Raw genomic sequence first — 25,994 nt, forward strand, 5'->3', positions numbered from 1 at the left:
GCCTTGTTCGTTTCTGTACGGGAGCCTAGGCTCGTTTTATATGCAGATTTTTATCGAGAAAGGACTTGCGCCAGCCAAAGGCTTTGATCTTTTGGTGTATCCGGTTTTACGCAAGCAATCCTTGGCTAAGCTGGTGGATCGATCTATTGCTGCTTTTGCCGAGCAGGAAGGTTTTGAGGGCGGAGCTGGCGAGTGGCTTTGCGTCCCAATGCTCAATGGTGAGAAATCGACAAAGATCGCTTTTCTGGGAATGGGGGATAAGCGTGGGATTGAGGAAGATTCTTATCGACGATTAGGCGGACAATTGGCTAAGCGCATCAAAGAGGCAAAGGCCAAGAATGTTGCCGTGTCTTGGGAATCGGTTGCGTCTCTTGGAGTTTCTGGCCGCGATGCGATGCGCGCGTTTATGGAGGGATTGAGGCTCGGCGGTTATGTTTTTCATGCGTATCATCCGGAACATAAAGAAAAGCATCGCAAGAATGCAGCTAAATCGGTGGGTGTTTTTGTCGATAACACGCTTATCGCGACCGCGATGCAGCGCGGATTGGAGGAGGCCGAGTCGCTTGCAGCCGGCGTGCATCTGACGCGCGATCTCGTGAATACGCCTTCCATGGATATGGCGCCGCAGCATATGGCGGATGCGGCTGATGAGGTCGCGCGTTTGTCCAAACGAATTAAAATAAAACATCTCGACAAGTCGAGAATGGAGCGCATGGGAATGGGGGCGGTTCTTTCTGTTGCACAAGGCTCGCTGCATGAACCGAAAGGCGTGCACTTGATTTATACGCCGTCGGGAAAAGCGAAGCGTAAGATTGTGATTGTTGGAAAGGCTGTGACGTTTGATTCTGGTGGACTTTCGATTAAGCCGGCAGATGGAATGATGACGATGAAGATGGATATGGCTGGCGGTGCAACGGTTATCGGATTATTTCGTGCGCTCGCTAACATCGAAGTTGATGCGGAGGTTCATGGAATTTTTTTCGCGGTCGAGAATATGCCGTCGGGAAGCGCGTATCGACCTGGCGATGTGGTGACGGCGATGGATGGAACGACGATCGAGATTTTAAATACGGATGCAGAAGGACGTGTGACGCTTGCTGATGCGCTGGCTTATGCGAAGACGCTTGAACCGGACGCTATTATCGATTTAGCGACGCTGACAGGTGCTTGTATCGTTGCGCTGGGAGAAGAGATTGCTGGTGCGATGGGAAATGATCGAAAGCTTGTGGATAAACTTATTGGTTACGGAAAACAGACCGGCGAGCCTTTGTGGGAATTGCCGATGCATCCTTCTTATGAAGAGCATGTGAAGTCGAGAATCGCCCATCTCAAGAATATTGGCTCACGAGGTCAAGCGGGGGCTATTGCTGGTGCAATGTTCTTGAAGCGTTTTGTCGGCGATACGCCTTGGGTACATCTCGATATTGCCGGACCAGCTTACGCGGAACGTGAGTTGCGTCCGGATTCGCCCCCCGGTGGAACCGGTTTCGGTGTTCGATTATTGATGAGATATCTACAGGGTCTGTAAGAGCGTGGTATACTGGGATCGAAAATAAATATATGACTGTCAAAGTGTATTCGACCCCGACTTGCCCTTACTGCAAATTGGCAAAAGATTATCTGAAGGAAAAAAATATCGCTTTTGAGGATATTGATGTTGCTGCTAATTCTGACTCCGCTCAGGAGATGGTGAAGAAGTCCGGACAAATGGGCGTGCCGGTGCTCGAGATCAATGGACAAATTATTGTTGGATGGAATAAGTCGGCGATCGAAGAGGCGCTCGCGACCAAGTCAAAAGCAAAAGTCGCGGCTTAAAAAAAACATCCCCGTTCGGGGATGTTTTTTTAAGCTTCTTTGAATGCTTTAAGGATCTCGTTTGTTCGCGGAAGTCCTTGGCGATAGTAGATGATGCGGCCTTCTTGATTGATACCGACAACGGTACGTCTGACAATTTTGGCGATGAGCAAGTCTTGTTCGGCGTCGTATGCTTTTGCGATTTTGCGGCCTTCATCGACCAAGAGCGGGAAGGGGAATTCGTGTTTATTGCTGAAGGCGGCGTGAGAGCTCATGTCTGCGGGATTGATTCCAAAGACCTGGATGCCAGCTTTTTCAAAATCGTTCCAGTCATCGCGGATGGCACAGAGCTGAATGGTGCAGCCCGGAGTTTGGTCGCCAGGGTAAAAAATGAGGACAACCGGGCCTGTGGACAAAGCTGATTCCAATGCAACGATGTTACCGTTTTGGTCCTTCAATGAGAAGGCTGGAGCCTTGCTGCCGATGCTCGGAGTTTTTCCCATAGGTAGGAGATAGTATGCCGGAAAAACGGAGAACTGTCATGGAGTTTGACGATCGGCTGTTTTCAAGAAAAGATACCCGTCATCTATGCGCTTTTCCCGATTGTTAGCCGGTTTTGCCTTGGTCGCCCTTATGGGTGCTGGCTGCGATTGGCGCACCTTGCCGTTAGTGGAGCGTTTTGCGCCTGCATCGACTTCTACCGTTGCACTTAGCGGAACGCCGCTTGAGGCGGCGAAGGCTATTCAGTTCTTGCCTGGCGATACATTTGAAGTGCGACAAACGGTTTTTGGATTCGGTGCCTTTCTTCCTGATTTGCTCGGAAGCAAGGATGGCGTACGTATGGTGACGATTACGCGTTTTGCGCCAGCGAACTTTGCAAATTTTTCTTGGAGCGTGACGACGGAAAAAGAAACCAAGGCTTCGCTTGATGCACGAGCTGCCTATGAGCGCGACTTGGAACAGAATCCTCGTGGAATCGGAGAGAAGGTTGCGGTGCCTCCTGTTCCCCAGATGGAGCGCGTAACGGCGAGTGGAACGGTCATGGATGTTTCTTTGAAGACGCCGCATAGCGCTTATCTTCCTGCATACTGGAGCCCTGGTTTGAATAGTTTGATGAATGAGAAGAGCGGCATCTGGCTTTCAGAAGATGCGTTTATGGAATTGGTGCGCACGCGCCACACGATTTTGAATCTTGGTGTTTTTGATGCGGAAGCAAATCAGGCTGCTAAAAATGTTGCTGATTTGAAAACGACGCTGGATCGCCTACGTAAGCAAGCAAATGAGGATGGCCAGTTTCAGGATCTGACATTGCTTGAGGCAGAGCCGGATTTTATCGAGTATCCGCTAGAAGTGAATGGACGAACGGTCATGGTCTCGGCGATCAAAGCGAAGAATTGGTTTGGTGAAGTGATCATCTTGAACAGCGCGCAGAACCCGATGATTCTCAAAGTGACGATGAATCCGCTTGCAGCGAGTGCGAGCGATGCGATTGGCGGAAATGTTGCCTTGCTCGACAAGATGTACGGATACGAGATCTCCAATATCCAGCTCAAGCGCTAAAAAAACTTCCCCGATCGGGGAAGTTTTTTTATTCGGCGGCCTCTGCGTGCAGTCTGCCGATCTTGCTCAGGTTTTCATTGTAACGCTGATAGTAGAGCTGATCTCGGATCATGCGCCAGGCTTTGATGCGCTCGGCTAGGTCGGCGACTTTGCCCTCCAGCTTTACTCCCGGATTTTCGGGCCAAGGGGCTTTTTCTTCTTTGAGAGCTTTTAGGAATTCATCCCAGTCATGTTCGAGTGCTGCTTCTACGTAGCGGATGGATGGTTCGGCGTCTTTGCCGATGGCGGCGAATCCGTCGAGGCTTTCAATGACTTGTTTGATGCCGATTAAATCGGGGTCCATTTTTTCCGCCTCTTTGTTAAACCCTTCTTCGCTTAACATGGTGTGGCGGATTTCATGGTCCATGAGAAACATCTCGGCTTTTTCTTTGGCGACCTGCACGGCGATCTTTTCATTGGTGCGGTCATGCTTCATCCAGCTGGCGGCGCGAATGATTTTACGGATTTCATCGATGCGGGCTTGGTCGCGCGCTTGGCGTGCAGCAGCGAGCTCATCGAGGAGAACGGGTTCTACGTCCCAGATGTTGTATCGAAAGAAATCTTTACACAGTTCTACGCGATTTTTTGGCGACGGAACATTTTTTTCAAAGTATGGCTCAACATCTTGCGAGCGCGGCTTGGAAAGATGCTCCAGTACCGACTGCAGGCCGAGCATGCGTTCTGCATGAGCGGCAAGATTTTTTTCATATTCCCCGCGTCGACGGACATTTTCCGCCAATGCACTCGCATCGCGCATGCTTTGCTGGCGATGATAGTTTTTTTCAAAGGGGTTACGGGAGTTCATACGGTGAAGCGTTGCGGCCATTTTGGATCGACGTTGACGGTGAATTCAAGATAGACACGCATGCCGGTGACATCTTCCAACTCACGGCGTACATCGATTCCGATTTGTTTGAGCATCGAGGCCTTGGCTCCAATAATCATACCCTTGTATCGATCTTCTGTTGTCCACACCGTGGCGGCCACGTACTTGCTGCCATTGTCGCGATCGCCGATGTCCGTTACTTCAATGTGAACGGAGTAGGGGAGTTCTTGCTCGAGACGCATGAAAACTTTTTCACGGATCAATTCTTCAAGCCATTCCTTGTGCGCCATGTCGGTGATTTGGAGATCCGGGTAGAACGGTTCGCCTTCCGGAAGCATTTCAAAAATAGAGTCGACGAGGCGGTTCAAATCGGAACGGCGCTTGGCGGAAACTTCGATGACTTCTTTTTGACCAACGTCGATGCGGCGCATGGCATTTGTGTGCGGTCGCTTTTCCTCGGACAAGTCCATCTTGTTGATCGCAAGGATGATCGGCGTCGGAAGTTTGCGGAGGATACGCTGGATGTTGTCTTCTTCGGCACCTGGCTCGCGTGTTGGGTCGGTGACGTAGACGACGACGTCGATTCCTTCCAGCTGTTCTTTTACGGATGCGTTTAGCTTTTGCGAAAGCTCGTCTTTTTTGCCGAGGAAAACGCCTGGAGTATCCACAAAGACGATTTGACCGCGAGCGTCATGCAAAATACCGCGCACCGGACGGCGCGTGGTTTGGGGTTTGGGTGTGACAATGGCGACCTTGGAGCCGACGAGGGAGTTCAAAAGCGAGGATTTGCCTACATTTGAGCGGCCAGCCAGCACGACGAAACCGGATTTCATGTGATTATATTAGTCTGTAAACTGTAAGCTGTAAACTGTAAAACTAGATAAAAATGCAGATGCCCCGCGCGCCGACAGCTGTCGACGGGCGGGGCAGGTGGTCAGTCGAGCTGAGCTCGATCAGGGCATGGAGAGGAAGCGGCGAGCGCCTTCTGTTGCTCCGATGATTTCGTTCACGGCGATTTCGCTGTCAGCATCGCACTCCTGCGTCAGATGTGGCGACGGAACATACATGTTGGCGTAGATGTTCCGCTTTCCGACGTGTACGATCACAGGTCCTGGATGGATCTCTGGCGGTAGAAGATCGATGATGTAGGCTGGATGTCCGTTGACGTTGAGCCATGCGTGAGGATCACCGCCTGGACGATGGAAGCCGTCTACGGCTACGACACCTGGTACGAGATACGCGATGACGCGTATCAAGACGGCGACGGTGGTTTCCTTGCGGAAGCGCTCCGGGATCGACTCGTAGGCCTTGCGGACCTGATCGAGAAGGGTGACGAGGGAAGGATCGATGTTGCGCATTCGGCTAACCTCCGAGCGTTAGCTAATCATATTTTATTCTTTATGTCAACGCTCAAGATTGCTTCGTTCCTCGCAATGACAATCGAACTACGACCTCGACATGCGGGGTATGTGGAAAGAGGTCGAGAGCTTGGAGGGACTCGACTTTGTACTTGGTTTTGAGTTGCTTTAATTCATCGACGAGACGATGGAAGTTGCAGGAAACATAAACGATCATCGGCGGTTCATTTTCGATGAGGGCTTGAAGGGCTTTTGGATGGAGGCCGGCGCGTGGCGGATCGATGATGACGGCGTCGGGTTTTTCCGTGGACCAATCAAGAGCTTCGGTTGGACCAGCGCCCCAGCGGGTTTTATCGGCGACGCCGTTTGCGTCTGCATTTTTATGAGCGAGTTCGATAGCAAAAGCATCGAGCTCATGACCATAGACGGTATTCCCACGTTTGGCTGCGGCAATGCCAAAGAAGCCGAGACCGCAATACAGATCGAGGAGTTTGCCTTTGGATGGAATCAAATCGAGAACGGTTGATTGGAGTTTGGCTGCCATCGCGGTATTTGTTTGGAAAAAAGAGTTTGGGTGGATGGCGTAGCGGATGCCATTTGTTTCTTCGTTCAGATATTCATTGCCGTGGAGCAAGATGAAAGATTTGGCGTAGGAGACGTCGGTGATTTCCGGATTTTCGCCAAGGTAAATTGTGGTGCAGAGCGGGGAGAGTCGTTTTACGATCTCGGCGCGCATTTCATCGTTTACGCGATTAAAATCGTGCACCAAGAAAATGAGCATTCGTTCATTGGTATTTTTGCCGAGACGAATGACGGTGTAGCGGACATCGCCCGTGTATTTTTTGGAATCCCAAGGTTCGAGTTTGAATTCTGTGACGAGATCGCGGACGATTTGCAGGATGGTTGGCGTTTCTTTATCGAGCAGCATGCAAGTCGACAGATCGATATAGCGATTCCATTGACCATATTCTTTTAAACCCAGCTCGCCTTTCCAGCCAAAAACGTAGTCCATTCGATTGCGATAATAAAAGGTGTCCGGAGCTGATTCAATTTTTTCGATGCGCTCTTCATGTCCCGCATGCTCAAAAGCGCGATTGATCATCATGAGCTTCATTTTGATTTGCGCGTCGTATGCCATGTGTTGCCAAAGACAGCCGCCGCAGGTTCCGGCGTGAGGGCAAGGCGTTTCTACGCGGTCGACTGAAGGTTTTTCGACTTTGGAAAGACGGGCGATTTTATGACCTTTGTCGCGCTTGATGAAGGTTGCTTCTACTTCATCGCCCGGAGTGGTGAAGGGGATGAGGATGTTGGGATCGATAAGACCGCGGCCTTTGTCGTCGAGGCCGGTTACGGTTCCGCGGATGATATCGCCAAATTTCATGGTCGCATGAAAACACGAAACGGCCGTCTCGAGAAGAGATGGCCGTTCGAAGTAGATAAGAGAAGAGGAGAGGACTCAGGTGTCGGCGCGGAGCGAGCTGATGGCCGCCAGGCGAGGCTCGCTCTTGGCGGGCGCGCGGATGACGCGCTTGCGGCGCTTGGGCATACGGCCGGAAACCTCGAGCTCGTAGACCTTGCGGCCGAGCATGTAGTGCTCGCTGCGCTTGTCCTCGGCGTTGGCATCCACACTGGCTGCGGCGGCGTTGTAGCCGCGCGTCCACTCCGCGTTGGCGGAGAGCTGCTCGACCTCGTCCTTGATGATGGTCGGGCAGTTGCTATCGTGCCCATAGGGCACCGAACATTTTTCGCACGGGTCTTTGATCATCGCACTCCTTCTTCCCTTGAAAGATCGGCGGCATGACAGTATGTCGCCGGGGTTACAACGTAATTCTCGAGATATGATCTGTCAATCCAATCTGCCATGAGCAAAGCAAAAGCCGATGGTGAGTACCATCGGCTTTGGCAGAGGGTCGAGGCTTCAGGCCTCGGCGGTGAAGGTGGTGGTGAACGCCGAGGCGTCGGGGAGGTCGATGATGGGTCGGCCCTCGCGCGCGGCGCGGCCGCGCATGAATGCGAGGTTGGTGCCGCGCGTCCAGATTCCAAGGAAAGTGAGGTTCTTGAGGCCGCAGTGGAACGCGGCCGTGATGTCGCTCATGTCCGAGTGCTCGAACACGATGTCGTCTTCGAAGGTCTGCCGTTCCATGGGTCGCATGGGTTCTCCTCGTCCAAGCCGGCGGATTGTCGGCTAAGGGACTTGAATTTATACTCCATTTAGGCCATTTTGTCAACCATGAGACGGGAGCTACATCTCATTGCCCATGATATCAGGTCCCTCGAGAACGTGGGGGCCTTGTTTCGCGCCTGCGATTCTCTAGGGGTAGCCAAGCTTTGGTTGGCGGGTTTTACAGCTGCGCCGCCCGATGCCCGTATTTCCAAGGTTGCTTTGGGGGCGGAGCTGGCTGTCCCTTTTGAAGCCGTGACGGATATTTCCGAGGTATTTCGTAAACTGCGTGAACAGGAGATTCCCGTGTACGCTCTTGAGCTAACAGAAACAGCTATTGATTTAGCCAAGTTTGCGCCACCGGATCGCTTGGCGATATTGCTCGGTACGGAGACAACGGGGGTTCCGCCATCACTTATCGAGAGATGTGAAGGGACGATCAAGATTGGCCAACATGGGATTAAGGAATCGTTGAATGTGGCGGTTGCGGCTGGTATTGCGGCTTGGGCGGTTTTGAATGCTCGAGGCTAGTATGCGTGTTTTACTTTTAATATCGGATACGGGAGGCGGACATCGGAGTGCCGCTGTTGCGATAGAAGCGGCGTTGAAACGACTGGATCCTTCCATCGAGATCATTATCCGCGATGCCCTGATCGAGACATCGACGTGGCCATTGTCCCACTCCCCGCAAATCTATACGTTTGCGATGCGGCATTTACGTTGGGTTTGGGCATTTAGCTGGTATCTAACCAATGGCAAGCGCCGTGCGCGTTTAATGGCCGATGTGTTTTGGCCGGTTATGAAGCGGCGCATGATTGAACTTGTTACCAAAGATCAGTCAGATTTAATCGTGAGCATTCATCCGTTCATGACGCGGGCGGTATCGCGAGCTATCCGGGCTTCCGGGAAACCGATTCCGTTTAGTATCGTTGTAACGGATTTAGTGACGGGTCATGCAACTTGGTATGACGAGGATGCGGATTGGATTTCTGTGCCGACGGAAGCCGCCAGGGATCGTGCGATGGCGTTAGGCGTAAAAGCGGAGCGTGTTTCTGTGATGGGGCAGCCGCTGCATCCGCGCGCGATGGAATTGCATCATGATCGTGAAGCGCTGCGAACGTCTTTTGGTTGGAAAGAGCCGGTTGTGTTGTGTGTTGGCGGGGGAGACGGGATGGGCGGACTTGGAACATATGTGCGCGCGATGGCGGAGGCCAAGATCGCCGCACGGCTCGTGGTGATTTGCGGAAGAAATATCAAATTACAGAAGGAGCTTGAAGCGGGGTCGTTTTCTATTCCAGTTGAAGTACATGGTTTTGTTTCAAATTTACCTGAGATGATGTCGGCAGCGGATGTGTTGGTGACCAAAGGAGGCCCGGGATCGATTATTGAAGGATGTCTCGCCGGGCTACCCATGGTGATTTACGACTATATCCCCGGACAGGAATATGGAAATATGCGATTGGTTTGCGATTCCGGATTTGGAAGTTATGTTCCTGATGCAAAAGCGATGCCGTCGGCGGTGATGTATTGGTTGGAACATCGCGAGGCGCGACAGGAAGTTGGCAAGCGTGCCAAGCGTTCTGTAACAGCAGATTCCTCGATGAGGATTGCAGCAAAATTGCTTGATCTCGCGACATCTGTAAGACTCGACAGATAAGCGGTTTTTTGTTAGATTGGCTGTTGTTATGAAGGTTTCTATCGTTATTCCGACCAAGAACGAAGAATTGCTTTTACCCAGACTTCTTGGGGCTCTTGCGGCCCAGACATATCAGGGTTTCGAGATTATTGTCGCTGATGCTTTTTCTACCGATAAAACGCGCGAGATTGCTGCGTCCATGGGCGCGTTTGTGATTGATGGCGGTATGCCGGGACCAGGCCGCAATCTTGGTGCAAAGGTTGCTAAGGGTGATTTGTTGTTTTTTATGGATGCGGATGTTCTGCCGTCCAGTAACCGATTTTTAGACGATGTTGTGGCGGAGTTTGATCGCCGAGGTGCTGATGTTGCGACTTGCGAGCTTGAGCCATTGTCTGATCGTTCCGATGACCATTTTGGTCACGATGTCTACAACTATTTTGTTCGTGCAACGGAAACGGTGCGGCCGCATGCGCCTGGCGCGTGCATTCTTGCGAAACGTCATGTACATGAAGCGATCGGGGATTTGATGAACAGGTTGTTTTTATCGAGGATTGTGAATATGTCCAGCGTGCACACAAAAATGGTTTCCGTTTCCGTCAGATGAGAACGCAGCCGCTGCTTGTTTCCGTGCGACGCTTTGAGAAAGATGGTCGATGGAGAATTGCGGCAAAATATATTTACGGAGAAATTTACATGATGACGAAAGGTCCATTCCGTGAATTGCCGTATCAGTACGAGATGGGCGGTGAAGAACCCAAGCGTTAGCATGGCTATTGTTTGTCGAATGCCGATTTGTGCGATCGGCGAGCTGGCTCCCGGATCGACGCGGGCGTTTTCTTTTGGTCCGGCTACGAAAGGTATCGCTTATAATCGCGATGGCGTGATCAAAGCGTATGTGAACCGCTGTACGCATATGGGCGGACCGGTTGAGCTGCATGGCGGCGGGACATTCCGCTGCCGATGGCATGGAGCGGATTTTGATCCGTGTACCGGAGCCGCGGTTGACGGACAGGCGCCGGAAGGGACATTTTTGAAGGCGATTGAAATAATCGAGGAGAATGGACAGTTGTTTGGCGTGCTAGAATTGCCTGAAGATCCCTTTGCATGATCACCTGGTTTAAACGCGTCTGGAATGGGGAGACCGACGGCCTTACGGCTGCGGCATTTATTGTCGGTGCTTCCTCGCTTGCTTCCCGTTTGCTCGGATTGGTACGCGATCGTGTTTTAGCCGGGACATTTGGCGCTGGAGCATCGCTTGATGCGTATTATGCGGCGTTTCGTTTGCCAGATACGGTTTATAACTTGCTGATTCTTGGTGCCATTTCTGCCGGATTTATTCCGGTTTTTACCGAGTATTTGGAAACCAAGGGAAAGGATGCGGCGGCTAAGCTCGCGGGACAAGTTTTAACGACGGTCGGAGCCTGTCTTGCTGTTGCGAGTGCTTTTGTGGCGTTATTTGCGCCTGCGATTTTACCGATGATTGTTCCGGGATTTGATGCGGATACGCTTGCAAAAACGATTGAGCTGACGCGCGTCATGTCGATCTCACCGTTTTTGCTAGGACTTTCAGCAGTGATCGGCGGAGTGATGCAGTCGATGAAGCGTTATGTCGGTTTTGCGCTTGCGCCGGTGTTTTATAACTTGGGAATTGTTGTCGGAACGATGGTTCTGGCGCCTCACATGGGTATTTTGGGAGCTGCTTATGGCGTTGTGTTTGGAGCCGTAATGCATTTTTTGGTCCAGGCATCGACTCTAGGTTCTTTCCCACTTGGGAAATTGCCGTGGCCGTCTTTTTCTTCCAGAGGCGTCAGACGAATTATCGCGTTGATGGGTCCGCGTACCGCGGCTCTCGGTATTTCACAGGTTAATTTGGTTTTTTTGCTGTCCATCGCTACCACGATTGAGCCAGGTGCCGTTTCTGTTTTTAATCTTGCGAATAATTTGCAGATGTTTCCGGTTGGCTTGATCGGTATCTCGTTTGCGATTGCGGCATTTCCGGCCTTATCAAAAGCGCATGCCGTTGAAGATGATGATGGCTATCGCAACGCGCTGTCTGCTGCTGCGCGTAAAGTAATTTTTTTAATTATTCCCGCGACGGCTATATTTATTCTGCTTCGTGCGCAGATTGTGCGTTTGGCACTTGGAGACGGCCAATTTAATTGGAATGACACGATTCGTACCGCGGATGCGCTCGCTTGGTTTGCTGTTTCATTGCTTGCGCAGTCGCTTGTGCCGCTTCTCGCGCGAGCGTTTTATGCGCTGCAGGATACGTGGACGCCATTTTGGATCAGTGTCGCAGCTGAAGCCGTGCTTATCGGTTTGGCATTTTTTTTACGCGAGCCGTTTGGCGTGATGGGGTTGGCGATGGCATTTTCCGCTGCCGCTCTTGTGCAGTGTTTGCTGCTTGGATTGTTTTTACGTCGATTATTTGGCCAACTTGGAAAAGGGGAGTCGCTTATTTCCACATACAAAACCGCGATTGCGACCGTCGCGCTTTGCACGGCGGCGTTTCCGGTACGCCAATGGTTGGGAACGATTTATAACCTGGAAACGACTTGGCAAGTTGTTTTACAGACAAGCGGAACATTGCTGGCAGGCGGATGCGCTTTTTTGCTGACGGCTTGGCTGGTCCGATCGCCGGAATTGGTTGAATTTCGCATGGCAGCAGAGAGACGCTTGTTTAAAAAGGCTAAAGTTGCCGAGGGGGCTGAGGAAGCGAGCGGCATGGCTAAGACCCATTGACAGCGAGGTAATAATTTGATTCTATCATCTCTGGCTTGAAACGGAGGTTTTATGCCCGAGCATGTTTGGGAATCAAAGCCCGAATACGAGGGTTCGCCTTACGAGAGGCGGAGATGCGCCGTCTGTCATCTCGATGATGGACGAAATAAAAACGATGGTACTTGGCTACCGCATGCTGAGAACTTGAAGTGGCGCGTCACGACGCCGTGCATCGAGCCTGTACCCGAGAAGATCAGCTATCATCTGCTGGTCGAGGAGATCTTCTCCGCCTTCTCCGACAAGCGAAAGGCCCAGGATCTCCTGAACCGTATCCGCTGTATCGGCGTGCCGGGCAATTGGGCGGTGGGAATCGTGATCAGCGGCCGAGTGACCTACCCTGAGGTCAAGGAGCCGTTCAAGGACTACGACTACGGTTTTGCCGAGGTGCTGCGCTGGCTGCGGGCCCGGCAATTCGATCCCTACAGGTATTCGGATCTTCACTATCGAGAACGGCTCGCAGATCGGAGCGATTGCTGCATCGACAGCGACTGAACAGTGCGCCCGTCCAGAACTCTGGACGGGCGTTCGATTTTCCGCTAGATTGAGGCCCAATGGAACAGTCTCGCATCCGCAATTTTTGCATTATCGCCCATATTGATCACGGCAAGTCTACGCTTGCCGATCGTTTGCTTGAGATCACGGGAACGATCGAGAAGCGCAAGATGAAGGAGCAATTGCTCGATACCATGGATTTGGAGCGCGAGCGCGGTATTACGATCAAGCTTCAGCCGGCGCGCATGGCTTACAAGGCCAAGGATGGTACGGAATATGAGCTTAATTTGATCGACACGCCTGGACACGTCGACTTTAATTATGAAGTCTCGCGTTCACTCGCTGCCGTTGAAGGTGCGGTTTTGCTAGTTGACTCGACACAGGGCGTTCAGGCGCAGACGATCGCTAACTTGTATTTGGCGATTGAGCAGAATCTGACGATTATCCCGGTGCTGAATAAAATCGATTTGCCAAACTCGGATGTGGAGCGTCGTGCTGCTGAGTTGATGCAGTTGATTGGCTGCAAGCGTGAAGAGATTTTGTCAGCTTCGGGAAAGTCGGGTGCGGGTGTTCCGGAGATTTTGGAACGTATCGTAAAAGATGTTCCGCCGCCGCAGGGTTCACGCGAGAAGCCATTCCGCGCGATGATTTTTGATTCCAAGTACGACGACTATCAGGGTGTTGTGGCTTATGTACGTTGTATTGACGGACATCTTGAGAAAAATAGCGGCGTCGCATTCAAAGCTTCCAAGGCGATTGGATCGGCATTAGAGATCGGCTACATGAATCCGCAGCATTTTTCTAGCGGGCATATGGAGGCGGGGGATATTGGTTATCTTGTGACGGGTTTGAAAGATATTGGGGCTGTGCGTGTCGGTGATACGGTTGTGAGCGCGTCGCAGGCAAGTGAGACGGAGGCGTTGGCCGGTTATAAGGATGCGCGTCCGATGGTATACGCCGGCGTGTTTCCGCAAGAAGGAAATGAATACGAGAAATTGCGCGATGCGATTTTGAAATTGAAATTGAATGATGCAGCACTGACATTTGAGCCGGAACACTCGATGGCTCTTGGATTTGGTTTCCGCGTTGGTTTGCTTGGCATGCTGCACTTGGAAATCGTGCAGGAGCGTTTGAGCCGTGAATTCAATATGGACGTCGTTATTACGACGCCGTCTGTAGGATATGAAGTTTTGTTGACGGATGGAACGGAGATGTCAGTGAAATCGCCGAGCGGATTTCCTGATCCGTCCCGTATCGAGCTGACGCGCGAGCCTTGGTCGCGAGTCGATATTTTGTGTCCAAAGGAATATTTGGGAAATGTTATGGCTCTTGTTCAGGATCGACGCGGTATTTACAAGAATACGGAATATCTGGATGTGACTCGTGCGCTTTTGCATTATGAAATGCCGCTGGCCTCGGTTATCGTCGATTTTTATGACAAACTGAAAGGTGTGACGGCTGGATACGCATCGCTCAACTATGAGTTCATGGATTATCGTGAATCGGATGTGGTGAAGCTCACGATTATGGTTGCTGATGAGCCCGTAGAAGCTTTGGCGACGCTGCTTCATTCAAGCGAGGCTCAGCGACGCGGCAAGGAAATTGTCGAGACCTTGAAGGAAGAGCTGCCGCGGCAGCAGTTCGTGATCAAGCTCCAGGCTTCTGTTGGAGCCAAGATTATTGCGTCGGAAAGAATCTCTGCCTTCCGCAAAGATGTGACGGGTTACTTGTATGGCGGAGATGTCACGCGTAAAATGAAATTGCTGGAGAAGCAGAAGAAGGGTAAGAAACGTATGTTGGCGCATGGAAAAGGCTCGGTTGAGATTCCGCCGGATGCGTTTATCAAAGTATTGCGCCGCGGATAGTACCCTTGATTTCTATCGATATCTATGTTATCTAAACAAGGCCACCCGCTGATCGTTAAAGTGTTTGCAGGATTCATGATCTTTGCAACCATTTTATTCTTAGTGGGACCGTTCCTGAACTAATTACACGGAGGATTTCGTGTCGCCAAAAAAAGACGTGGATACGTCCTTGTCCAGTGCATGCGAAGAGGTCGAGGATCGTGAACCGCAACGCCCAGTGTGGTGGCGCGGTCCGACCAAGACCACCGGCCTTCTGTCGCCTCGCGAGCTGCGCGAGATGGCGAATGCCGACTGCCGTTTCCTCGACGAGGAAGCGTCGTGAGCGGCGCCTCGATCACGCCAGAGCTGCGCGCAGAAATGCGTGAACGCGTCATCCGCTACGAACAGGAGCTGCGTTCGGATCAATCGTTTTGTCAGCCTTCGCAGATCATCGATCGGGATGCCGTCCCTGTGAAGCTCGGCGACTACACGGAAGAGCAGATCGATCTCATCATCAGGATCGAGCGCTCGCTCGACCATGGCAAGCCTGGCGAGACTGAGGACGAGAGGCTCGCACGCGCTCTTCAGCGCTACATTCTTGGTGGAATCTGAAGCTCTATGACCCCGCTCGACGACTGTCGGTCGGGGTCTTGCTTTTTATCTTCCACGAGGCATGCCGGATTGCGACAATGCTGACTCATGGAAAAGCGTTGGCAGGTGGCGGAATCTTGTCCGCCGGAATTTGTTCAAACTATCGGCCAACCGATCGTGGCGCAGTTGTTATGGAATCGCGGAATTCGGGAGCGGGCTGAGGCGGATGCATTTCTCTCGCCGTCCTGGGAGCACCATGTTCATGATGCCCTACAGTTCCGACAAATGGAGGCGGCGGTGGTACGCGTTTTTGATGCGATGGAAAAAGGGGAGAGGATTACCGTTCATGGTGATTATGATGCGGACGGTGTGACGGGATCGACCTTGATTATCAATGTTTTGAAAGAGATCGCCAAAAAAATGGGAAGCGAGGCTGTGGTGGATTATTATATTCCGCATCGCGACAAGGAGGGGTATGGATTGCATCGCGACACGGTTCCTAAATTGAAAGAAAGGGGAACGGCTTTAATCATTACGGTTGACTGCGGGATTGCCTGTGTTGAGGAGATTGCCTTAGCAAAAATAGACGGGATCGATACGATTGTCGTTGATCATCATACGTTTGGTGAAACGGTTCCGGACGGACATCTGATTCATCCAGGTTTGCCGGAAGAGACGTATCCGTTCAAGCATCTCGCGGCGGTTGGCGTTGCGTATAAATTTGCCTGTGCTTTGCTGACTCGGGCGCGTGAGCGCGGGTTGGATTTTGTGGAGGGGTGGGAAAAGTGGCTGCTGGATCTTGTGGCGATTGCGACGGTGACGGATATGGTGCCGTTGGTCGGGGAGAATCGCGTGCTTGAGACATTTGGGCTTACGGTTTTGAATAAAACCAAGAGACCGGGATTTTTGGCGCTATTTGAAATGGCGGGTGTTGAGCCTGGGCAGATTACTTCCGAGACCGTCGGTTTTGCGATCGGGCCGCGTATTAATGCCGCGGGACGCATGGACCATGCGACGGTTGCGCTTCGACTTTTACTTTCAGAATCGATGGATGAAGCGCGGCTTATCGCGAGAGAACTAGAGGATTTAAACAAAGCGAGACAAGACGCGACGAAGAAAATGATGGTGGAGGCGGAAAAAATCGTTGGTGATGATGTGAAGGATAATGTGATTGTGGTTTGGAAAGAGAATTGGTCGCCGGCTCTTGTCGGACTCGTTGCTGGACGATTTATGGAGAAGTTTTCTCGACCGGTGGTCGCTGTCGGAAAGCATGGGGATCATTGGATTGGGTCGGGGAGATCGATATCGACTTATAATATTACGGATGCCGTGAAAGCTTCTGGTGAAGGAATTCTGACAAGAAGCGGTGGTCATGTGCAGGCTTGCGGATTTGCATTGACAGACGGTGATCAGTTGTCAGTTTTCAGTGATCGGTTAAAGAGCATGCGCGATCGATTTCTGCCGAAGAGCTGACGCCGTTGCTTTCTATCGATGCAGAAATGACGCTGGCTGCGGTTGCGATGGATGTGGCGGAAGCGGTGAAGCGATTGGAACCATATGGAATGGGAAATGCGCTTCCGATTTTTTTATCCAAGCGCTGCAAGATTCTTTCTTCCGACACGATGGGTTCGACGGGAAATCATTTACGGATGCAGCTTGCGGATGGTTCGGGGAGAGCGGTGAAGGCGGTTGGTTTTAAGATGGGTGGTCGAATTCTTGAAGCTTTGATGGGGAAAGAGATTGATGTTGTTTATAATCTTTCGATTAATGAGTGGAATGGGCGGAGGACGGCGGAATGTCGATTGATTGATTTTCGGGCGAGCGCATAAATAGAAAATGCTTTGCGTTAGCCAAGAATTTGACAAAATAGCTGTTTTTTAGTATAGTTGATCGTTAGTCAAAATTTTCACTATTTTGGCTAATTTTAGTTCGGAAGTGGTCCTTGGAGGTCGACTTGTGGGCGCGGATGGTCTGTGTCCATGATTGAGTGCCTTTCAAAGGACGCGGTTCACGGCAATACCGTGACGGGAGGCTGATATGAGCTGGAGCACACGTAGTCCTCTGGAAGCGGCGGCGCTATCGAGGGCGGAGACCGCAGAAAAGACTTACGAAGCAGATCAGCGCTATCGTCTGAGCCAGCAGGTTCCGATGGCGAGTGAATCTGGCCTGAGAAGCGAGTTCGACCAGGGGAGAAAAGATTTTCTCAAAATGAACTTCGATGACTATCTTCACAGGATCGTTGTCGATATCGATGCGGATCTCCCTACCTTGCGCCGTATCGTCCGATGTCCATTTCACCCCCCGACCAAGAATGGGTTCGGCTGCGATCAGCCATGGTTTGAGAATGACGAATTCTTTTCTTTGAGAGGATATCGTTACAATTGGACTCGGCACAGATCCTGCAAGGATGAGGTTCTGTACAAGTCAAACCCTGATCGCGACTGCGCGCCTCATCTTGATTGCGATCAGAATCGCGATGTGTTCATTGCGCCGGTTCCCCACCACTTTTTGGCTTCTGGGATTTGCGATGTCTTGGAGCCTCTTGCTGCCTATGCAGACCGGCGAGGATTCCGGTTTGCAATGGAGTTGGAGATGGCCGCATTTGCGGCACAGCACCCTTGGTCTGTGAACAACGGGAATTCGATCATCGCGCTCGGCGCATCCAGGCTGCACTCATCGCCGTACTCATTTCGTCATGAAGATGTGGATGTCTATCTTGAGATCCACAATGAGGGTGCTATTCGCCACCTTCACCGGATGAGCGGCCCATCGCTTGATCGGCATTGTGATGCTGTCCGTCGTTTTGCAAACGACAGCTTGAACTGTGGTCTCGTGTACCGTAATCATGTCCTGCAAGAAAACGACCGAATTCTCTTGGTCAAGAAGACGGGTCCGTTGTAGGTTGAGCGTTTCTACTTGGCAGTCCGTACCGACTTACTGGTACGGGCTGTTTTCGTTTGTGATATCGATGCCAGATCGACTACAGAGCGGTTGACAAAATTGATGAAATATGATTAAAATATTTTTGTCCTTTTCAAAGGAGGTGCTCATGGAGCGGGTCTATCCGATCAATGTCGAATTGATCGAGTGGCCGACGTACCAGATGTATCAATCGCTGTTCTATGGCGTTTGCAGCCAGCTCGATCGTCGGGTCAATGGCGGAGTGCTTCATCCTGCAATTGCCCATATCAAGCCTGTCACAGGAAGGATTGATGTCGTTAGTGCTGTTATCGATCCAACACGGATCGTTGCTTCAGATGATGTGATTCGTTGGGGCCGTTCGCACTCACTGCGTCCGTTGTTTCCTTGGGAGTATTACACGTTCATCGCTCAATACGTTGAGAAGATGCGTGATGTCCGGACTGTTTGCCTTGGTTTCCAGTATCGCAAACGTGGAAGTCTGTTCTTTTCCAGAACCAAGTACTTTGTTCCGCATGCGTATCAGATCGGACAAGATCTCTGTCTTGACTCGGCTGAATATGAGCATCTTTGGCTTAACGGAACCCACTTTCTTTTTACGAGTTACTGATCCAGGAAATATCGTGCTGTTTGTAACGTCGTAAGTTCTCGCGTCTCTTGTTCTCCTGAAAAAGGATTGAGCATGGGACGCGTTTTTGGTTATTGACGATTTTCGCGCTAGAATCCCGCCATGCATGTCATTATCCGTACCGATGGAGGTGCTCGAGGGAATCCGGGACCGGCTGGGATCGGTGTTGTTATCGAGGACGCAAAAGGGAAGGTGTTGGAGGAACATGCCAAGTTTTTGGGTGTGAAGACCAATAATCAGGCAGAATATGAAGCCGTGATTCTGGGATTGCAGCGCGCGAAGCATTTGAAGGCGGAGTCTGCGGAAGTTGTGGCTGATAGCGAGCTCGTGATCAAGCAGGCGAATGGCGAATATAAAGTGAAGCACGTAAATATTAAGCCGCTTTTTGCCCAAGTTCAGGATTTAGTGCGGCAGATCGGATCGGTGAAGTTTAGGCATGTGAAAAGAGCTCAGAATGAACATGCGGATGCCTTGTCGAATAAGGCGATGGACGAGGGTATCACAAGGTAAAGATGGTATTATTGGGGTATGTCGAATCCATTTGAGCTATCGCATCACGCAACATCCCCCGCGACGAAGAGTGGGCGCTTCATGGAAGTTCGATCTGCCGTCGAGAGTACCCCTGCGTTAACCAAGTCATTTGGCTCAACGGTTGAACTTCATTTCTCGGGGGCAGAGCAGCAGCGGTATATGTCGAATGCTGTATTTGGTGAGGCGCTCCAGGATAGCCTGACTCATTTGTTTGATTCGGGTTTTAGTCCATCGGTTGAAGAGCTTGATCAGAAGATGGATGAGATTGGGACTGAGTTGAATACGAGTCAGAGAAAAATTCTCACCGGCAGCATGCATCGGATGAAAGAGGCGATACAGTCCGTTAGTCCTGAGTATAGGGTCCGTTGCCAGTCGCTCGCTCAAACGTTTTACGAGGGGCTTGCGGGGTCGGTGGAAGAGCTTGGCGGATTTCCCCCGGAGATAGAAATTACATCACTTGGTGCCGTTATGATTCGTGTTCAGGATCTGGGCGCATGGCGACGGATCTGCGATTTTCAAGGATTTGAACCCGGGCTCGCTGGCATAAAAATTCTTTCTCCGGAAGGTCAGTCAGCCGTTTCAGATGACGACGCAAAGGATTTCGGACGCATGATCGTTCTTGCGCCTGAATATATTACACATATGGGCGGAGAATCGAGTGATGCGTTTGCGAAGCATGAACTATTCCATGATGTTTATCATCTCGCGATTGCGCCCGAGCAGACCGTTTCGTATCGAGATCCTTTTGAAAAGGAGGTCTTCATTTCGGTGAAAAATGAACTGTTGGCGTATCTTATTGGGAATTCCCGCTGGAATTCAAATTTGAACGACACAGCCGGTTCTGTGATCGTGCGTGAAACATTGGATCCTCAATTACAGAACCGCAGGCCTGAGGAGATTATCGCCTTCGCTTCTTATTCGAGCAGACTTCAGAGAGAGGGCGCGACCCCAGAACAGGCTCGGGAGCGTACAAGACAGTTTTCAAATGAGCTATTTTCTGCCATGCACGCGATTACAAAGCTTGCCCTGCTTCAGGATCGGTCGTTTGAGCAAGGCGTTTCACGTCTTTTGGTTTCGCAGTCATTTAAGGAGATTGCGTTCCATGCTTCAGAGCTCAGCGGTGAGCGCGAGGTGGTGGCTGAAGACCTTTTGAAGGATTCCGAGACTCAAGAGCCTGCTTCTTTCGCATATATCATCGAGGCTTTAAGCAATGCTGTGCGCTTTAGTATTCCCATCCAATCTCTCGAAGCTGTACTAGTTCTCGTCGAGCAAGCTATAGACCAATTTCGTGGTTATGACTCGCGAGATGTACCGCCTCAAATACTACAACTACAACGACTTGCTCAACTGGCTCGAGAAAGCGTTATGAAGCCACAACATGAAAAGAATGCCCAGGCGAACGCCCTCTCGAATAAGGCCATGGACGAGGGGCAGGGTGTGCTATAATCGACCTAACTATGGGGCTTTTTTCTTCTGCGCCGGTTTCGACGAGTTATTTGGGTGTGGATATCGGTTTTGCCGGGATGAAACTGGTCGAACTTAAGAATGAGAAAGGACGAGCGCGACTCGTGACTTACGCGTATGCCAACGTGGCTTCCGATAGTCTTGAGAAGTCGCTTTTGAATGATATTCCAAATGCCGCCGATCTTTTGAAGAAGATGGTTGGTAAGAGTAAGGCTACGGCAAAGAAGGCTGTTGCCGCATTGCCGATTTCTTCCGTTTTTTCATCGATTCTTTCTGTGCCGACGACGAATGATAAAGAATTGAAAGAGGCGGTGCAGCTTCAGGCAAAGAAATTGATCCCGCTTCCGTTGGAAGAGGTTTCGCTTGATACAAAAGTGATCGACAAGACAGAGAAGGGTGCGGATGGCGGAAAACCATCGACGCGTGTTCTTGTGACAGCTGCTCCAAAGACATTGGTTTCAAAGTATGTCGAGATTTTTAAACAGGCTGGACTTGAATTGATATCGCTTGAGACGGAAGCGTTTGCGGAGATTCGCGCGCTGATCGGAAAAGATCGTTCTACGATCATGGTGGTTGATATCGGATCGCTTCGTACAAATATTATGGTGGTGGAGGGCGGAATTCCTTTCATTACGCGTTCGATCGCTACGGGAGGAAATGCCATTACGCAGACGATTGCCAAGACGCTCGGTATTCCGATGGATCAGGCGGAGAGCATGAAGCGCGATATCAAGTCGATGCAGGCTTTTGCACCGACGGGCGATCTTTCGCCGATCCTGACGGTGCTCGTAAAACCGATTTTGGATGAGATCAAATATTCTTTCACATTGTATCAGCAGCAAGCTAACGGAAGCGGGAAGCGTATCGAGAAAATTATTTTGACCGGAGGTTCAGCACTCTTGCCGCGTTTGCCGGAATTTTTGACGCAGCAGATGAATGTGAATTCGTATTTGGGAAATCCATGGGCGCGTGTTGTCTATCCGCCGGATTTGCGACCTTTGCTTGATGAGCTCGGACCTCGTTTTGCGGTGACGATCGGTTGTGCGATGCGTGATCTTGATAACTAACCATGAAGCGGAAATTGGCTAAAGCCCGTAGCCGCGGGCGTGTCTCGCGACGCGATTCTGCGGCGGCGGAATCTTTGCATCGCCACGGCTTATTGCCTTCGCAGGCTGTGGTTGGTACGGGTTTGCTTGAAGCGGATGAGGCTCGTGATCTTGGTTTTGAATTGCCGAACTTTAGCTCAGTGACGCCGGCTCAGGATACAAATCGATTACTGCGCATTATTTTGCATGATGCTGATGTTGTGCGCGCGCATCAGATCCGTATTTTGCCGACAGATCGAGAAGCCGATATTTTATTTGATAATGGCGGCGAACGACGCATTCCGGCTTCTGTGCTGCCTGCGCTAGCGATGCGCGCTCAGCGCATCGGTGGAAGACTTGGCTGGCATGTGCAGGTTATTCCGGCTGGAACGGGTCCTGCGCTACAGCTGATTCGCAAACGATCAACAGGGGAACAGCATCATCCAGCCGACTGGTCTGGTGTTTTGGATGGTTTTCGCGGGAAGCCGGAGGGTTTGCTTGTGATCATCGCGCCTGATGCGTATGTGTCGAGGCATTTTCTTGCCAAGTATCCACTGGTTGAATCTGTTGATGATTGGCGCGAGATGAAAGGCGATAAGCCTGTTTTATATGATGCGGATCGTGATGAGGGGCGTGAGCTGGCTTTGCATGCGGCGATTTCTGGTCGGATCACCATCGCTTTGATGGCTCGTTCTGCGAATGACTGGTGGAGTCAGGCTTCGGAAGCGGGTATTCCTGTACGCGTGGTGCGCTCGCGCTTGACGACACTTGGCCCGGCATGGGAATCATTCCAGATATGAAGCGCACCGTGCTCAGCGTCGAGGATGATGCTGTCTTTGCGGATATTCTTGCCAAGAATTTGGAATCGGGTGGTTTTGCCGTGATGAAATCGAGTAACGGGGAAGATGGTTTTAAACGTGCCGTAAATGACAAACCGGATGCGATTTTGCTTGATATCGGTTTACCAAGAAAAGATGGATTTGAATTGTTGGAAGCGCTCAAGACCACGCCTGAGACCTCTTCGATTCCGGTTTTCATGCTGTCGCGCCTTTCATCACGCGAGGATGTTGATAAATGTTTCTCATTGGGGTGTGCTGATTATATGATTAAGTCACAACATCATCCGGAAGATGTGGTTCGCCGGTTGAATCGACATTTTGGATTGGAAGATGGTTTTGCGCGCTGGGAGGTTTTGGTGGCCTTGGGCGTTGTTTTGCTTGCCGCGAGTCTGTTGTGGTGGCAGCTGGGTCATCCAAAGGCTACGCCAGAGCCACAGGCGCCTGGCGTCGAACTTCAGTCGCCGTAGTGGTATAATCGGATATATGACGTTTCGACGTGGATTTACGGTGCTTGAAGCATTGATCGTGCTCGCGGTGTTTGGTTTGCTGGCGACGCTCGCGGTTTTATCGCTCAATAGCGCGCGTGCGAGTTTGCGTGATGCGCAGCGACTTTCTGATGTGAGCGTCGTGCGTTCCGCTCTGAGTCAGTACTGGTTGGAGAACGCAACGTATCCGCAATCGGCCGGAATCGATCTTGGAATGCCGGGAGCAAATGCAGAGAAATTGTCTGCAGCCGGATTTGTGGCGAGTGCCGATCCGACGCAGCCGGTTTATTTGACGCGTATTCCGACGGGACCAAAAGTAAATGAATATTATCGCTACCGTGCGGGTCCGAATGGTTACTCGATCCGATTCCAGACGGAAACCAGAACAGACTTGGGTCCGGCAAATGTTTACTACGCACATGCGACCGGAATCGATCTTGAGGACGTAGAAAAGTAATGCTCACGCAACATAGTCACACATCATGATAATCGAGAGCGCTGTATTGTTTGCTTTCGTTGTCTATCTTTTGGCGTTGGCCTGGTATGACTGGCGCAAGAAATTGCTGCCGGTTGAACCGATGATTGCGGCGACGCTCATCGGTTTTTTGCTGAATGTGTTTACTGGCGAGGCGCTTTCTTCTGTGATTGGCGCCTTGGTCGGTGCGGCTTTTGTTTGGATTCAGGTTTTTGTCTCGAAAGGAAAATGGATGGGGAGAGGTGATATCTGGTTTGCGGCCTCGATCGGTGCTTTTGTTGGATGGCCTGGAATCGCGGTGGCGTTGTATTTGGCTTATGTCGTTGGTGGAGTTATTGCGATTGTTTTGTATGCCGTCGGGGCTTATAAGCGGGGAATACACATTGCCTTTGCCCCGTTTTTAACCATCGGTGCGATTGGGTCGATGCTTTGGGGCGATCAAATCGCCGGTTGGTTTGCACGTGGATTTGGGATAGGATAGGGCTATGACGAAGCAGGACGCGAAGGAGCGTATCGCCAAGTTGCGCGAGCTTATCGCCAAGTATCGGTATGAAATGCATGTGCTCGATAATCTCTCGATTAGCGAGGCGGCTTTGGATTCGTTGAAACATGAACTCTACAAGCTTGAGCAGGAGCATCCGGACTTGATCACGAAAGACTCGCCGACACAGCGCGTTGCCGGAAAGCCGGCGGAAGGGTTTAAGAAAGTCGCGCATCAGGTACCGATGCTTTCTATTGAGGATGTTTTTTCACGAGAAGAAGCAAATGAGTGGTTGGAGCGCTTGAAGAAGCTGGAGCCGAGAGCGCATTTTGATTTTTTTGCGGAGATCAAGATGGATGGTCTGGCTGTATCGCTCGTTTATGAAGACGGATACTTTGTGCAGGGTTCGACGCGAGGTGACGGACGAGTCGGTGAAGACGTGACGCAAAATTTGCGTACTATAGAAGCGATTCCGCTTATTTTACGAAAAAAGATTCCTGGACGCGTCGAGATTAGAGGCGAGGTGTATCTGACGAAAAAGCAATTGGAACAAATCAACAAGAAACAAAAAAAAGAGGGCGGGGAATTGTATGCGAATCCACGCAATACAGCGGCAGGAACGATTCGCCAGCTTGATCCGTCTATTGTTGCCGAGCGAAAGCTATCTTTTTACGGATATTCTTTGATTACGGATCTTGGTACCAAAACACATGCGGAAGCGCACAAGATGATTGAGGAACTTGGTATTCCGCAGAATCCGTTGAATCGACATTGTAAGAATTTGGATGAGGTCGAGCGCATGCACGAGGAGATTTATAAGAAGCGCGATACGTTGGCGTATTGGTTGGATGGCATCGTTGTCAACGTGAATGATGATCGACTTTTTGAAACGCTGGGCGTTGTTGGTAAGACGCCGCGTGCGATGATTGCTTGGAAGTTTCCGGCGGAGCAGGGGACAACGAAAGTGAAAGATATTGAGGTTTCTGTCGGTAGAACGGGAGTGTTGACGCCGGTCGCGTTGCTCGAAGCGGTGCAATTGCAGGGGACGACGGTGACGCATGCGTCGTTACACAATGAAGACGAGATTCATCGACTAGGGTTGAAGATTGGGGATACGGTGATTGTTGAGAAAGCTGGCGATATTATTCCAAAGATTATTAAAGTATTGCCTCAGCTGCGAACCGGGCATGAAAAAGCGTTTCACATGCCAAAGAAATGTCCGATGTGCGGGTCGCATGTCGAACGTAAGGCTGGGGAAGTGGCGGTGATTTGTACGAATCGCAATTGTTTTGCGCAGCAACTCGCTAAGATGCTTCATCTTGTTTATGCGTTTGACATGAGGGGGCTTGGGGAGAAGATTGTTGAGCAATTAATTCAGAAAGGGTTTGTGCATGAGCCGGCGGATGTGTTTAAGCTGGAACCGGGTGATTTTTTACAGCTAGAAGGTTTTGCGGAAGTATCGGCGAATAAACTACATAAAGAAATCCAGGATCATTGTGAAATTGATTTGGATCGATTTATTAACGGGCTGGGTATGAAGCATGTTGGGGAAGAGACGGCTCGTGATTTGGCGCAGGCTTTTGGTACCATCGATAAATTTCGAAAGGCGGAGCTGGATGAACTGCTTGCGGTCGAGGGCATCGGGGAGATTGTCGCAGAGTCTGTTGTGGCATGGATGAAGGATAAGACGAACAGTAAGCAGTTGGATGATCTTTTGAAGGTGGTGCATGTTCGTCATGTGAAAAAAGCAGGGAAGGGTCCGCTGACCGGTACGAGCTGGGTTATCACGGGTACGCTCGAGTCCATGTCGCGTGATGAGGCAAAGGAGAAGATTCGGGCGATGGGTGGGGATATTAGCGAGTCGGTTTCAAAGAAGACTTCATTCGTTGTTGTAGGGGATAGTCCGGGGTCGAAGTTTGATAAGGCTCAGAAACTTGGTGTGACGATTTTGGAGGAGAAGGATTTCTTGAAGAAAATAAAATAATCCCGCCGATCAGCGGGATTA

The 25,994-nt window shown here is 51.0% G+C and carries 32 protein-coding genes; 25 read left to right on the forward strand and 7 right to left on the reverse strand.

Annotation, left to right across the window (positions count from 1 at the left end; translation table 11 throughout):
* Positions 1-40: 40 nt before the first annotated feature.
* Positions 41-1,528 (forward strand): leucyl aminopeptidase, encoded by a 1,488-nt coding sequence (locus IPH19_05290; protein ID QQR60787.1) that lies wholly within the window; start codon positions 41-43, stop codon positions 1,526-1,528.
* Between the two features lie 32 nt (positions 1,529-1,560).
* Entirely contained in the window at positions 1,561-1,815 is a 255-nt protein-coding gene (locus tag IPH19_05295; GenBank protein ID QQR60788.1) for a glutathione S-transferase N-terminal domain-containing protein, read from the forward strand.
* A gap of 29 nt (positions 1,816-1,844) precedes the next feature.
* Here IPH19_05295 and IPH19_05300 read toward each other — a convergent pair whose 3' ends face one another.
* Entirely contained in the window at positions 1,845-2,297 is a 453-nt protein-coding gene (locus IPH19_05300) for a peroxiredoxin (protein ID QQR60789.1), read from the reverse strand.
* An 85-nt stretch (positions 2,298-2,382) separates the two neighbouring features.
* On the opposite strand from IPH19_05300, the gene IPH19_05305 reads away from it, so the two are divergent.
* Complete coding sequence (locus IPH19_05305) at positions 2,383-3,354, forward strand: hypothetical protein (protein QQR60790.1); 972 nt, start codon at positions 2,383-2,385, stop codon at positions 3,352-3,354.
* Positions 3,355-3,382: 28 nt separating this feature from the next.
* Here the strand turns inward: IPH19_05305 and IPH19_05310 are convergent, their stop codons facing one another.
* The 6 genes from IPH19_05310 to IPH19_05335 all read right to left on the reverse strand — a co-directional run bounded on the left by IPH19_05310 (position 3,383) and on the right by IPH19_05335 (position 7,729).
* Entirely contained in the window at positions 3,383-4,198 is an 816-nt protein-coding gene (locus IPH19_05310) for a hypothetical protein (GenBank protein QQR60791.1), read from the reverse strand.
* Positions 4,195-5,052, reverse strand: a complete 858-nt coding sequence (gene era, locus IPH19_05315; protein ID QQR60792.1) for a GTPase Era — start codon at positions 5,050-5,052, stop codon at positions 4,195-4,197. The genes IPH19_05310 and era overlap by 4 nt, the downstream gene beginning before the upstream one ends.
* A 120-nt stretch (positions 5,053-5,172) precedes the next feature.
* A complete protein-coding gene (locus tag IPH19_05320) occupies positions 5,173-5,577 on the reverse strand; it encodes a hypothetical protein (protein ID QQR60793.1) in 405 nt (134 codons plus the stop codon).
* 52 nt (positions 5,578-5,629) lie between these two features.
* On the reverse strand, positions 5,630-6,958 hold the full coding sequence (rlmD, locus tag IPH19_05325) for a 23S rRNA (uracil(1939)-C(5))-methyltransferase RlmD (protein QQR60794.1): 1,329 nt from the start codon (positions 6,956-6,958) through the stop codon (positions 5,630-5,632).
* A gap of 75 nt (positions 6,959-7,033) precedes the next feature.
* A complete protein-coding gene (locus IPH19_05330) occupies positions 7,034-7,342 on the reverse strand; it encodes a hypothetical protein (protein QQR60795.1) in 309 nt (102 codons plus the stop codon).
* 153 nt (positions 7,343-7,495) lie between these two features.
* Complete coding sequence (locus tag IPH19_05335; protein ID QQR60796.1) at positions 7,496-7,729, reverse strand: hypothetical protein; 234 nt, start codon at positions 7,727-7,729, stop codon at positions 7,496-7,498.
* Positions 7,730-7,858: 129 nt separating this feature from the next.
* Here IPH19_05335 and IPH19_05340 point away from each other — a divergent pair, with 129 nt between their 5' ends.
* From IPH19_05340 to ligA, 22 genes are all read left to right on the forward strand, one after another.
* Positions 7,859-8,269 (forward strand): TrmH family RNA methyltransferase, encoded by a 411-nt coding sequence (locus IPH19_05340; protein ID QQR60797.1) that lies wholly within the window; start codon positions 7,859-7,861, stop codon positions 8,267-8,269.
* 1 nt (position 8,270) lies between these two features.
* Entirely contained in the window at positions 8,271-9,395 is a 1,125-nt protein-coding gene (locus IPH19_05345; GenBank protein ID QQR60798.1) for a glycosyltransferase, read from the forward strand.
* Between the two features lie 28 nt (positions 9,396-9,423).
* Positions 9,424-9,978 carry a glycosyltransferase gene (locus IPH19_05350; protein QQR60799.1) on the forward strand — a complete coding sequence of 185 codons (555 nt, stop codon included), beginning with the start codon at positions 9,424-9,426 and terminating at the stop codon, positions 9,976-9,978.
* On the forward strand, positions 9,975-10,139 hold the full coding sequence (locus tag IPH19_05355) for a hypothetical protein (GenBank protein ID QQR60800.1): 165 nt from the start codon (positions 9,975-9,977) through the stop codon (positions 10,137-10,139). The genes IPH19_05350 and IPH19_05355 overlap by 4 nt, the downstream gene beginning before the upstream one ends.
* Position 10,140: 1 nt before the next feature.
* Complete coding sequence (locus IPH19_05360) at positions 10,141-10,482, forward strand: Rieske 2Fe-2S domain-containing protein (protein QQR60801.1); 342 nt, start codon at positions 10,141-10,143, stop codon at positions 10,480-10,482.
* Complete coding sequence (gene murJ / locus IPH19_05365) at positions 10,479-12,116, forward strand: murein biosynthesis integral membrane protein MurJ (protein ID QQR60802.1); 1,638 nt, start codon at positions 10,479-10,481, stop codon at positions 12,114-12,116. Before IPH19_05360 ends, murJ begins: the two co-directional genes overlap by 4 nt.
* Before the next feature lie 183 nt (positions 12,117-12,299).
* Positions 12,300-12,647, forward strand: coding sequence for a hypothetical protein (locus IPH19_05370; protein QQR60803.1), 348 nt, complete (start codon positions 12,300-12,302; stop codon positions 12,645-12,647).
* 59 nt (positions 12,648-12,706) lie between these two features.
* Entirely contained in the window at positions 12,707-14,512 is a 1,806-nt protein-coding gene (gene lepA / locus IPH19_05375; GenBank protein ID QQR60804.1) for an elongation factor 4, read from the forward strand.
* Between the two features lie 139 nt (positions 14,513-14,651).
* Positions 14,652-14,834, forward strand: a complete 183-nt coding sequence (locus IPH19_05380) for a hypothetical protein (protein QQR60805.1) — start codon at positions 14,652-14,654, stop codon at positions 14,832-14,834.
* Positions 14,831-15,103 carry a hypothetical protein gene (locus tag IPH19_05385; GenBank protein ID QQR60806.1) on the forward strand — a complete coding sequence of 91 codons (273 nt, stop codon included), beginning with the start codon at positions 14,831-14,833 and terminating at the stop codon, positions 15,101-15,103. The genes IPH19_05380 and IPH19_05385 overlap by 4 nt, the downstream gene beginning before the upstream one ends.
* An 87-nt stretch (positions 15,104-15,190) precedes the next feature.
* Positions 15,191-16,555 carry a single-stranded-DNA-specific exonuclease RecJ gene (recJ, locus tag IPH19_05390; protein ID QQR60807.1) on the forward strand — a complete coding sequence of 455 codons (1,365 nt, stop codon included), beginning with the start codon at positions 15,191-15,193 and terminating at the stop codon, positions 16,553-16,555.
* Between the two features lie 5 nt (positions 16,556-16,560).
* Positions 16,561-16,911, forward strand: a complete 351-nt coding sequence (locus IPH19_05395) for a hypothetical protein (protein QQR60808.1) — start codon at positions 16,561-16,563, stop codon at positions 16,909-16,911.
* 208 nt (positions 16,912-17,119) lie between these two features.
* The gene (locus IPH19_05400; protein ID QQR60809.1) at positions 17,120-17,983 is read left to right on the forward strand and encodes a hypothetical protein; all 864 of its coding nucleotides are present in this window, start codon (positions 17,120-17,122) and stop codon (positions 17,981-17,983) included.
* A gap of 124 nt (positions 17,984-18,107) precedes the next feature.
* Positions 18,108-18,611 (forward strand): hypothetical protein, encoded by a 504-nt coding sequence (locus IPH19_05405; protein ID QQR60810.1) that lies wholly within the window; start codon positions 18,108-18,110, stop codon positions 18,609-18,611.
* A gap of 120 nt (positions 18,612-18,731) precedes the next feature.
* Positions 18,732-19,139: a ribonuclease HI family protein gene (locus tag IPH19_05410; GenBank protein QQR60811.1), complete on the forward strand. Its 408-nt coding sequence runs from the start codon at positions 18,732-18,734 to the stop codon at positions 19,137-19,139.
* Positions 19,140-19,157: 18 nt separating this feature from the next.
* Entirely contained in the window at positions 19,158-20,606 is a 1,449-nt protein-coding gene (locus IPH19_05415; GenBank protein QQR60812.1) for a hypothetical protein, read from the forward strand.
* Between the two features lie 11 nt (positions 20,607-20,617).
* Positions 20,618-21,691, forward strand: a complete 1,074-nt coding sequence (gene pilM, locus IPH19_05420; GenBank protein ID QQR60813.1) for a type IV pilus assembly protein PilM — start codon at positions 20,618-20,620, stop codon at positions 21,689-21,691.
* Positions 21,692-21,693: 2 nt separating this feature from the next.
* Positions 21,694-22,509 (forward strand): hypothetical protein, encoded by an 816-nt coding sequence (locus tag IPH19_05425; protein ID QQR60814.1) that lies wholly within the window; start codon positions 21,694-21,696, stop codon positions 22,507-22,509.
* Positions 22,488-23,015, forward strand: a complete 528-nt coding sequence (locus IPH19_05430) for a response regulator (protein QQR60815.1) — start codon at positions 22,488-22,490, stop codon at positions 23,013-23,015. The genes IPH19_05425 and IPH19_05430 overlap by 22 nt, the downstream gene beginning before the upstream one ends.
* Before the next feature lie 16 nt (positions 23,016-23,031).
* On the forward strand, positions 23,032-23,490 hold the full coding sequence (locus tag IPH19_05435) for a prepilin-type N-terminal cleavage/methylation domain-containing protein (protein ID QQR60816.1): 459 nt from the start codon (positions 23,032-23,034) through the stop codon (positions 23,488-23,490).
* Positions 23,491-23,515: 25 nt separating this feature from the next.
* Entirely contained in the window at positions 23,516-23,989 is a 474-nt protein-coding gene (locus IPH19_05440) for a prepilin peptidase (protein QQR60817.1), read from the forward strand.
* Between the two features lie 4 nt (positions 23,990-23,993).
* Positions 23,994-25,973, forward strand: coding sequence for an NAD-dependent DNA ligase LigA (gene ligA, locus IPH19_05445; GenBank protein ID QQR60818.1), 1,980 nt, complete (start codon positions 23,994-23,996; stop codon positions 25,971-25,973).
* Positions 25,974-25,994: the final 21 nt, after the last annotated feature.

The organism is Candidatus Uhrbacteria bacterium (assembly GCA_016699205.1).
Classification (GTDB): domain Bacteria; phylum Patescibacteriota; class Patescibacteriia; order 2-12-FULL-60-25; family 2-12-FULL-60-25; genus CAIXDN01.

What these genes read in the sequence shown, in the direction of transcription:
- murJ (QQR60802.1), top strand. Translation starts at nt 10,479, where the DNA reads ATGATCACCTGGTTTAAACGCGTCTGGAATGGGGAGACCGACGGCCTT.
- recJ (QQR60807.1), top strand. Translation starts at nt 15,191, where the DNA reads ATGGAAAAGCGTTGGCAGGTGGCGGAATCTTGTCCGCCGGAATTTGTT.
- IPH19_05290 (QQR60787.1), top strand. Translation starts at nt 41, where the DNA reads ATGCAGATTTTTATCGAGAAAGGACTTGCGCCAGCCAAAGGCTTTGAT.
- IPH19_05355 (QQR60800.1), top strand. Translation starts at nt 9,975, where the DNA reads ATGAGAACGCAGCCGCTGCTTGTTTCCGTGCGACGCTTTGAGAAAGAT.
- IPH19_05415 (QQR60812.1), top strand. Translation starts at nt 19,158, where the DNA reads ATGTCGAATCCATTTGAGCTATCGCATCACGCAACATCCCCCGCGACG.
- IPH19_05305 (QQR60790.1), top strand. Translation starts at nt 2,383, where the DNA reads ATGCGCTTTTCCCGATTGTTAGCCGGTTTTGCCTTGGTCGCCCTTATG.
- lepA (QQR60804.1), top strand. Translation starts at nt 12,707, where the DNA reads ATGGAACAGTCTCGCATCCGCAATTTTTGCATTATCGCCCATATTGAT.
- IPH19_05360 (QQR60801.1), top strand. Translation starts at nt 10,141, where the DNA reads ATGGCTATTGTTTGTCGAATGCCGATTTGTGCGATCGGCGAGCTGGCT.
- IPH19_05430 (QQR60815.1), top strand. Translation starts at nt 22,488, where the DNA reads ATGGGAATCATTCCAGATATGAAGCGCACCGTGCTCAGCGTCGAGGAT.
- rlmD (QQR60794.1), bottom strand. Translation starts at nt 6,958, where the DNA reads ATGAAATTTGGCGATATCATCCGCGGAACCGTAACCGGCCTCGACGAC.
- IPH19_05300 (QQR60789.1), bottom strand. Translation starts at nt 2,297, where the DNA reads ATGGGAAAAACTCCGAGCATCGGCAGCAAGGCTCCAGCCTTCTCATTG.
- era (QQR60792.1), bottom strand. Translation starts at nt 5,052, where the DNA reads ATGAAATCCGGTTTCGTCGTGCTGGCTGGCCGCTCAAATGTAGGCAAA.
- IPH19_05400 (QQR60809.1), top strand. Translation starts at nt 17,120, where the DNA reads ATGAGCTGGAGCACACGTAGTCCTCTGGAAGCGGCGGCGCTATCGAGG.
- pilM (QQR60813.1), top strand. Translation starts at nt 20,618, where the DNA reads ATGGGGCTTTTTTCTTCTGCGCCGGTTTCGACGAGTTATTTGGGTGTG.
- IPH19_05440 (QQR60817.1), top strand. Translation starts at nt 23,516, where the DNA reads ATGATAATCGAGAGCGCTGTATTGTTTGCTTTCGTTGTCTATCTTTTG.
- IPH19_05435 (QQR60816.1), top strand. Translation starts at nt 23,032, where the DNA reads ATGACGTTTCGACGTGGATTTACGGTGCTTGAAGCATTGATCGTGCTC.
- ligA (QQR60818.1), top strand. Translation starts at nt 23,994, where the DNA reads ATGACGAAGCAGGACGCGAAGGAGCGTATCGCCAAGTTGCGCGAGCTT.
- IPH19_05345 (QQR60798.1), top strand. Translation starts at nt 8,271, where the DNA reads ATGCGTGTTTTACTTTTAATATCGGATACGGGAGGCGGACATCGGAGT.
- IPH19_05310 (QQR60791.1), bottom strand. Translation starts at nt 4,198, where the DNA reads ATGAACTCCCGTAACCCCTTTGAAAAAAACTATCATCGCCAGCAAAGC.
- IPH19_05410 (QQR60811.1), top strand. Translation starts at nt 18,732, where the DNA reads ATGCATGTCATTATCCGTACCGATGGAGGTGCTCGAGGGAATCCGGGA.
- IPH19_05335 (QQR60796.1), bottom strand. Translation starts at nt 7,729, where the DNA reads ATGCGACCCATGGAACGGCAGACCTTCGAAGACGACATCGTGTTCGAG.
- IPH19_05320 (QQR60793.1), bottom strand. Translation starts at nt 5,577, where the DNA reads ATGCGCAACATCGATCCTTCCCTCGTCACCCTTCTCGATCAGGTCCGC.
- IPH19_05295 (QQR60788.1), top strand. Translation starts at nt 1,561, where the DNA reads ATGACTGTCAAAGTGTATTCGACCCCGACTTGCCCTTACTGCAAATTG.
- IPH19_05350 (QQR60799.1), top strand. Translation starts at nt 9,424, where the DNA reads ATGAAGGTTTCTATCGTTATTCCGACCAAGAACGAAGAATTGCTTTTA.
- IPH19_05330 (QQR60795.1), bottom strand. Translation starts at nt 7,342, where the DNA reads ATGATCAAAGACCCGTGCGAAAAATGTTCGGTGCCCTATGGGCACGAT.
- IPH19_05425 (QQR60814.1), top strand. Translation starts at nt 21,694, where the DNA reads ATGAAGCGGAAATTGGCTAAAGCCCGTAGCCGCGGGCGTGTCTCGCGA.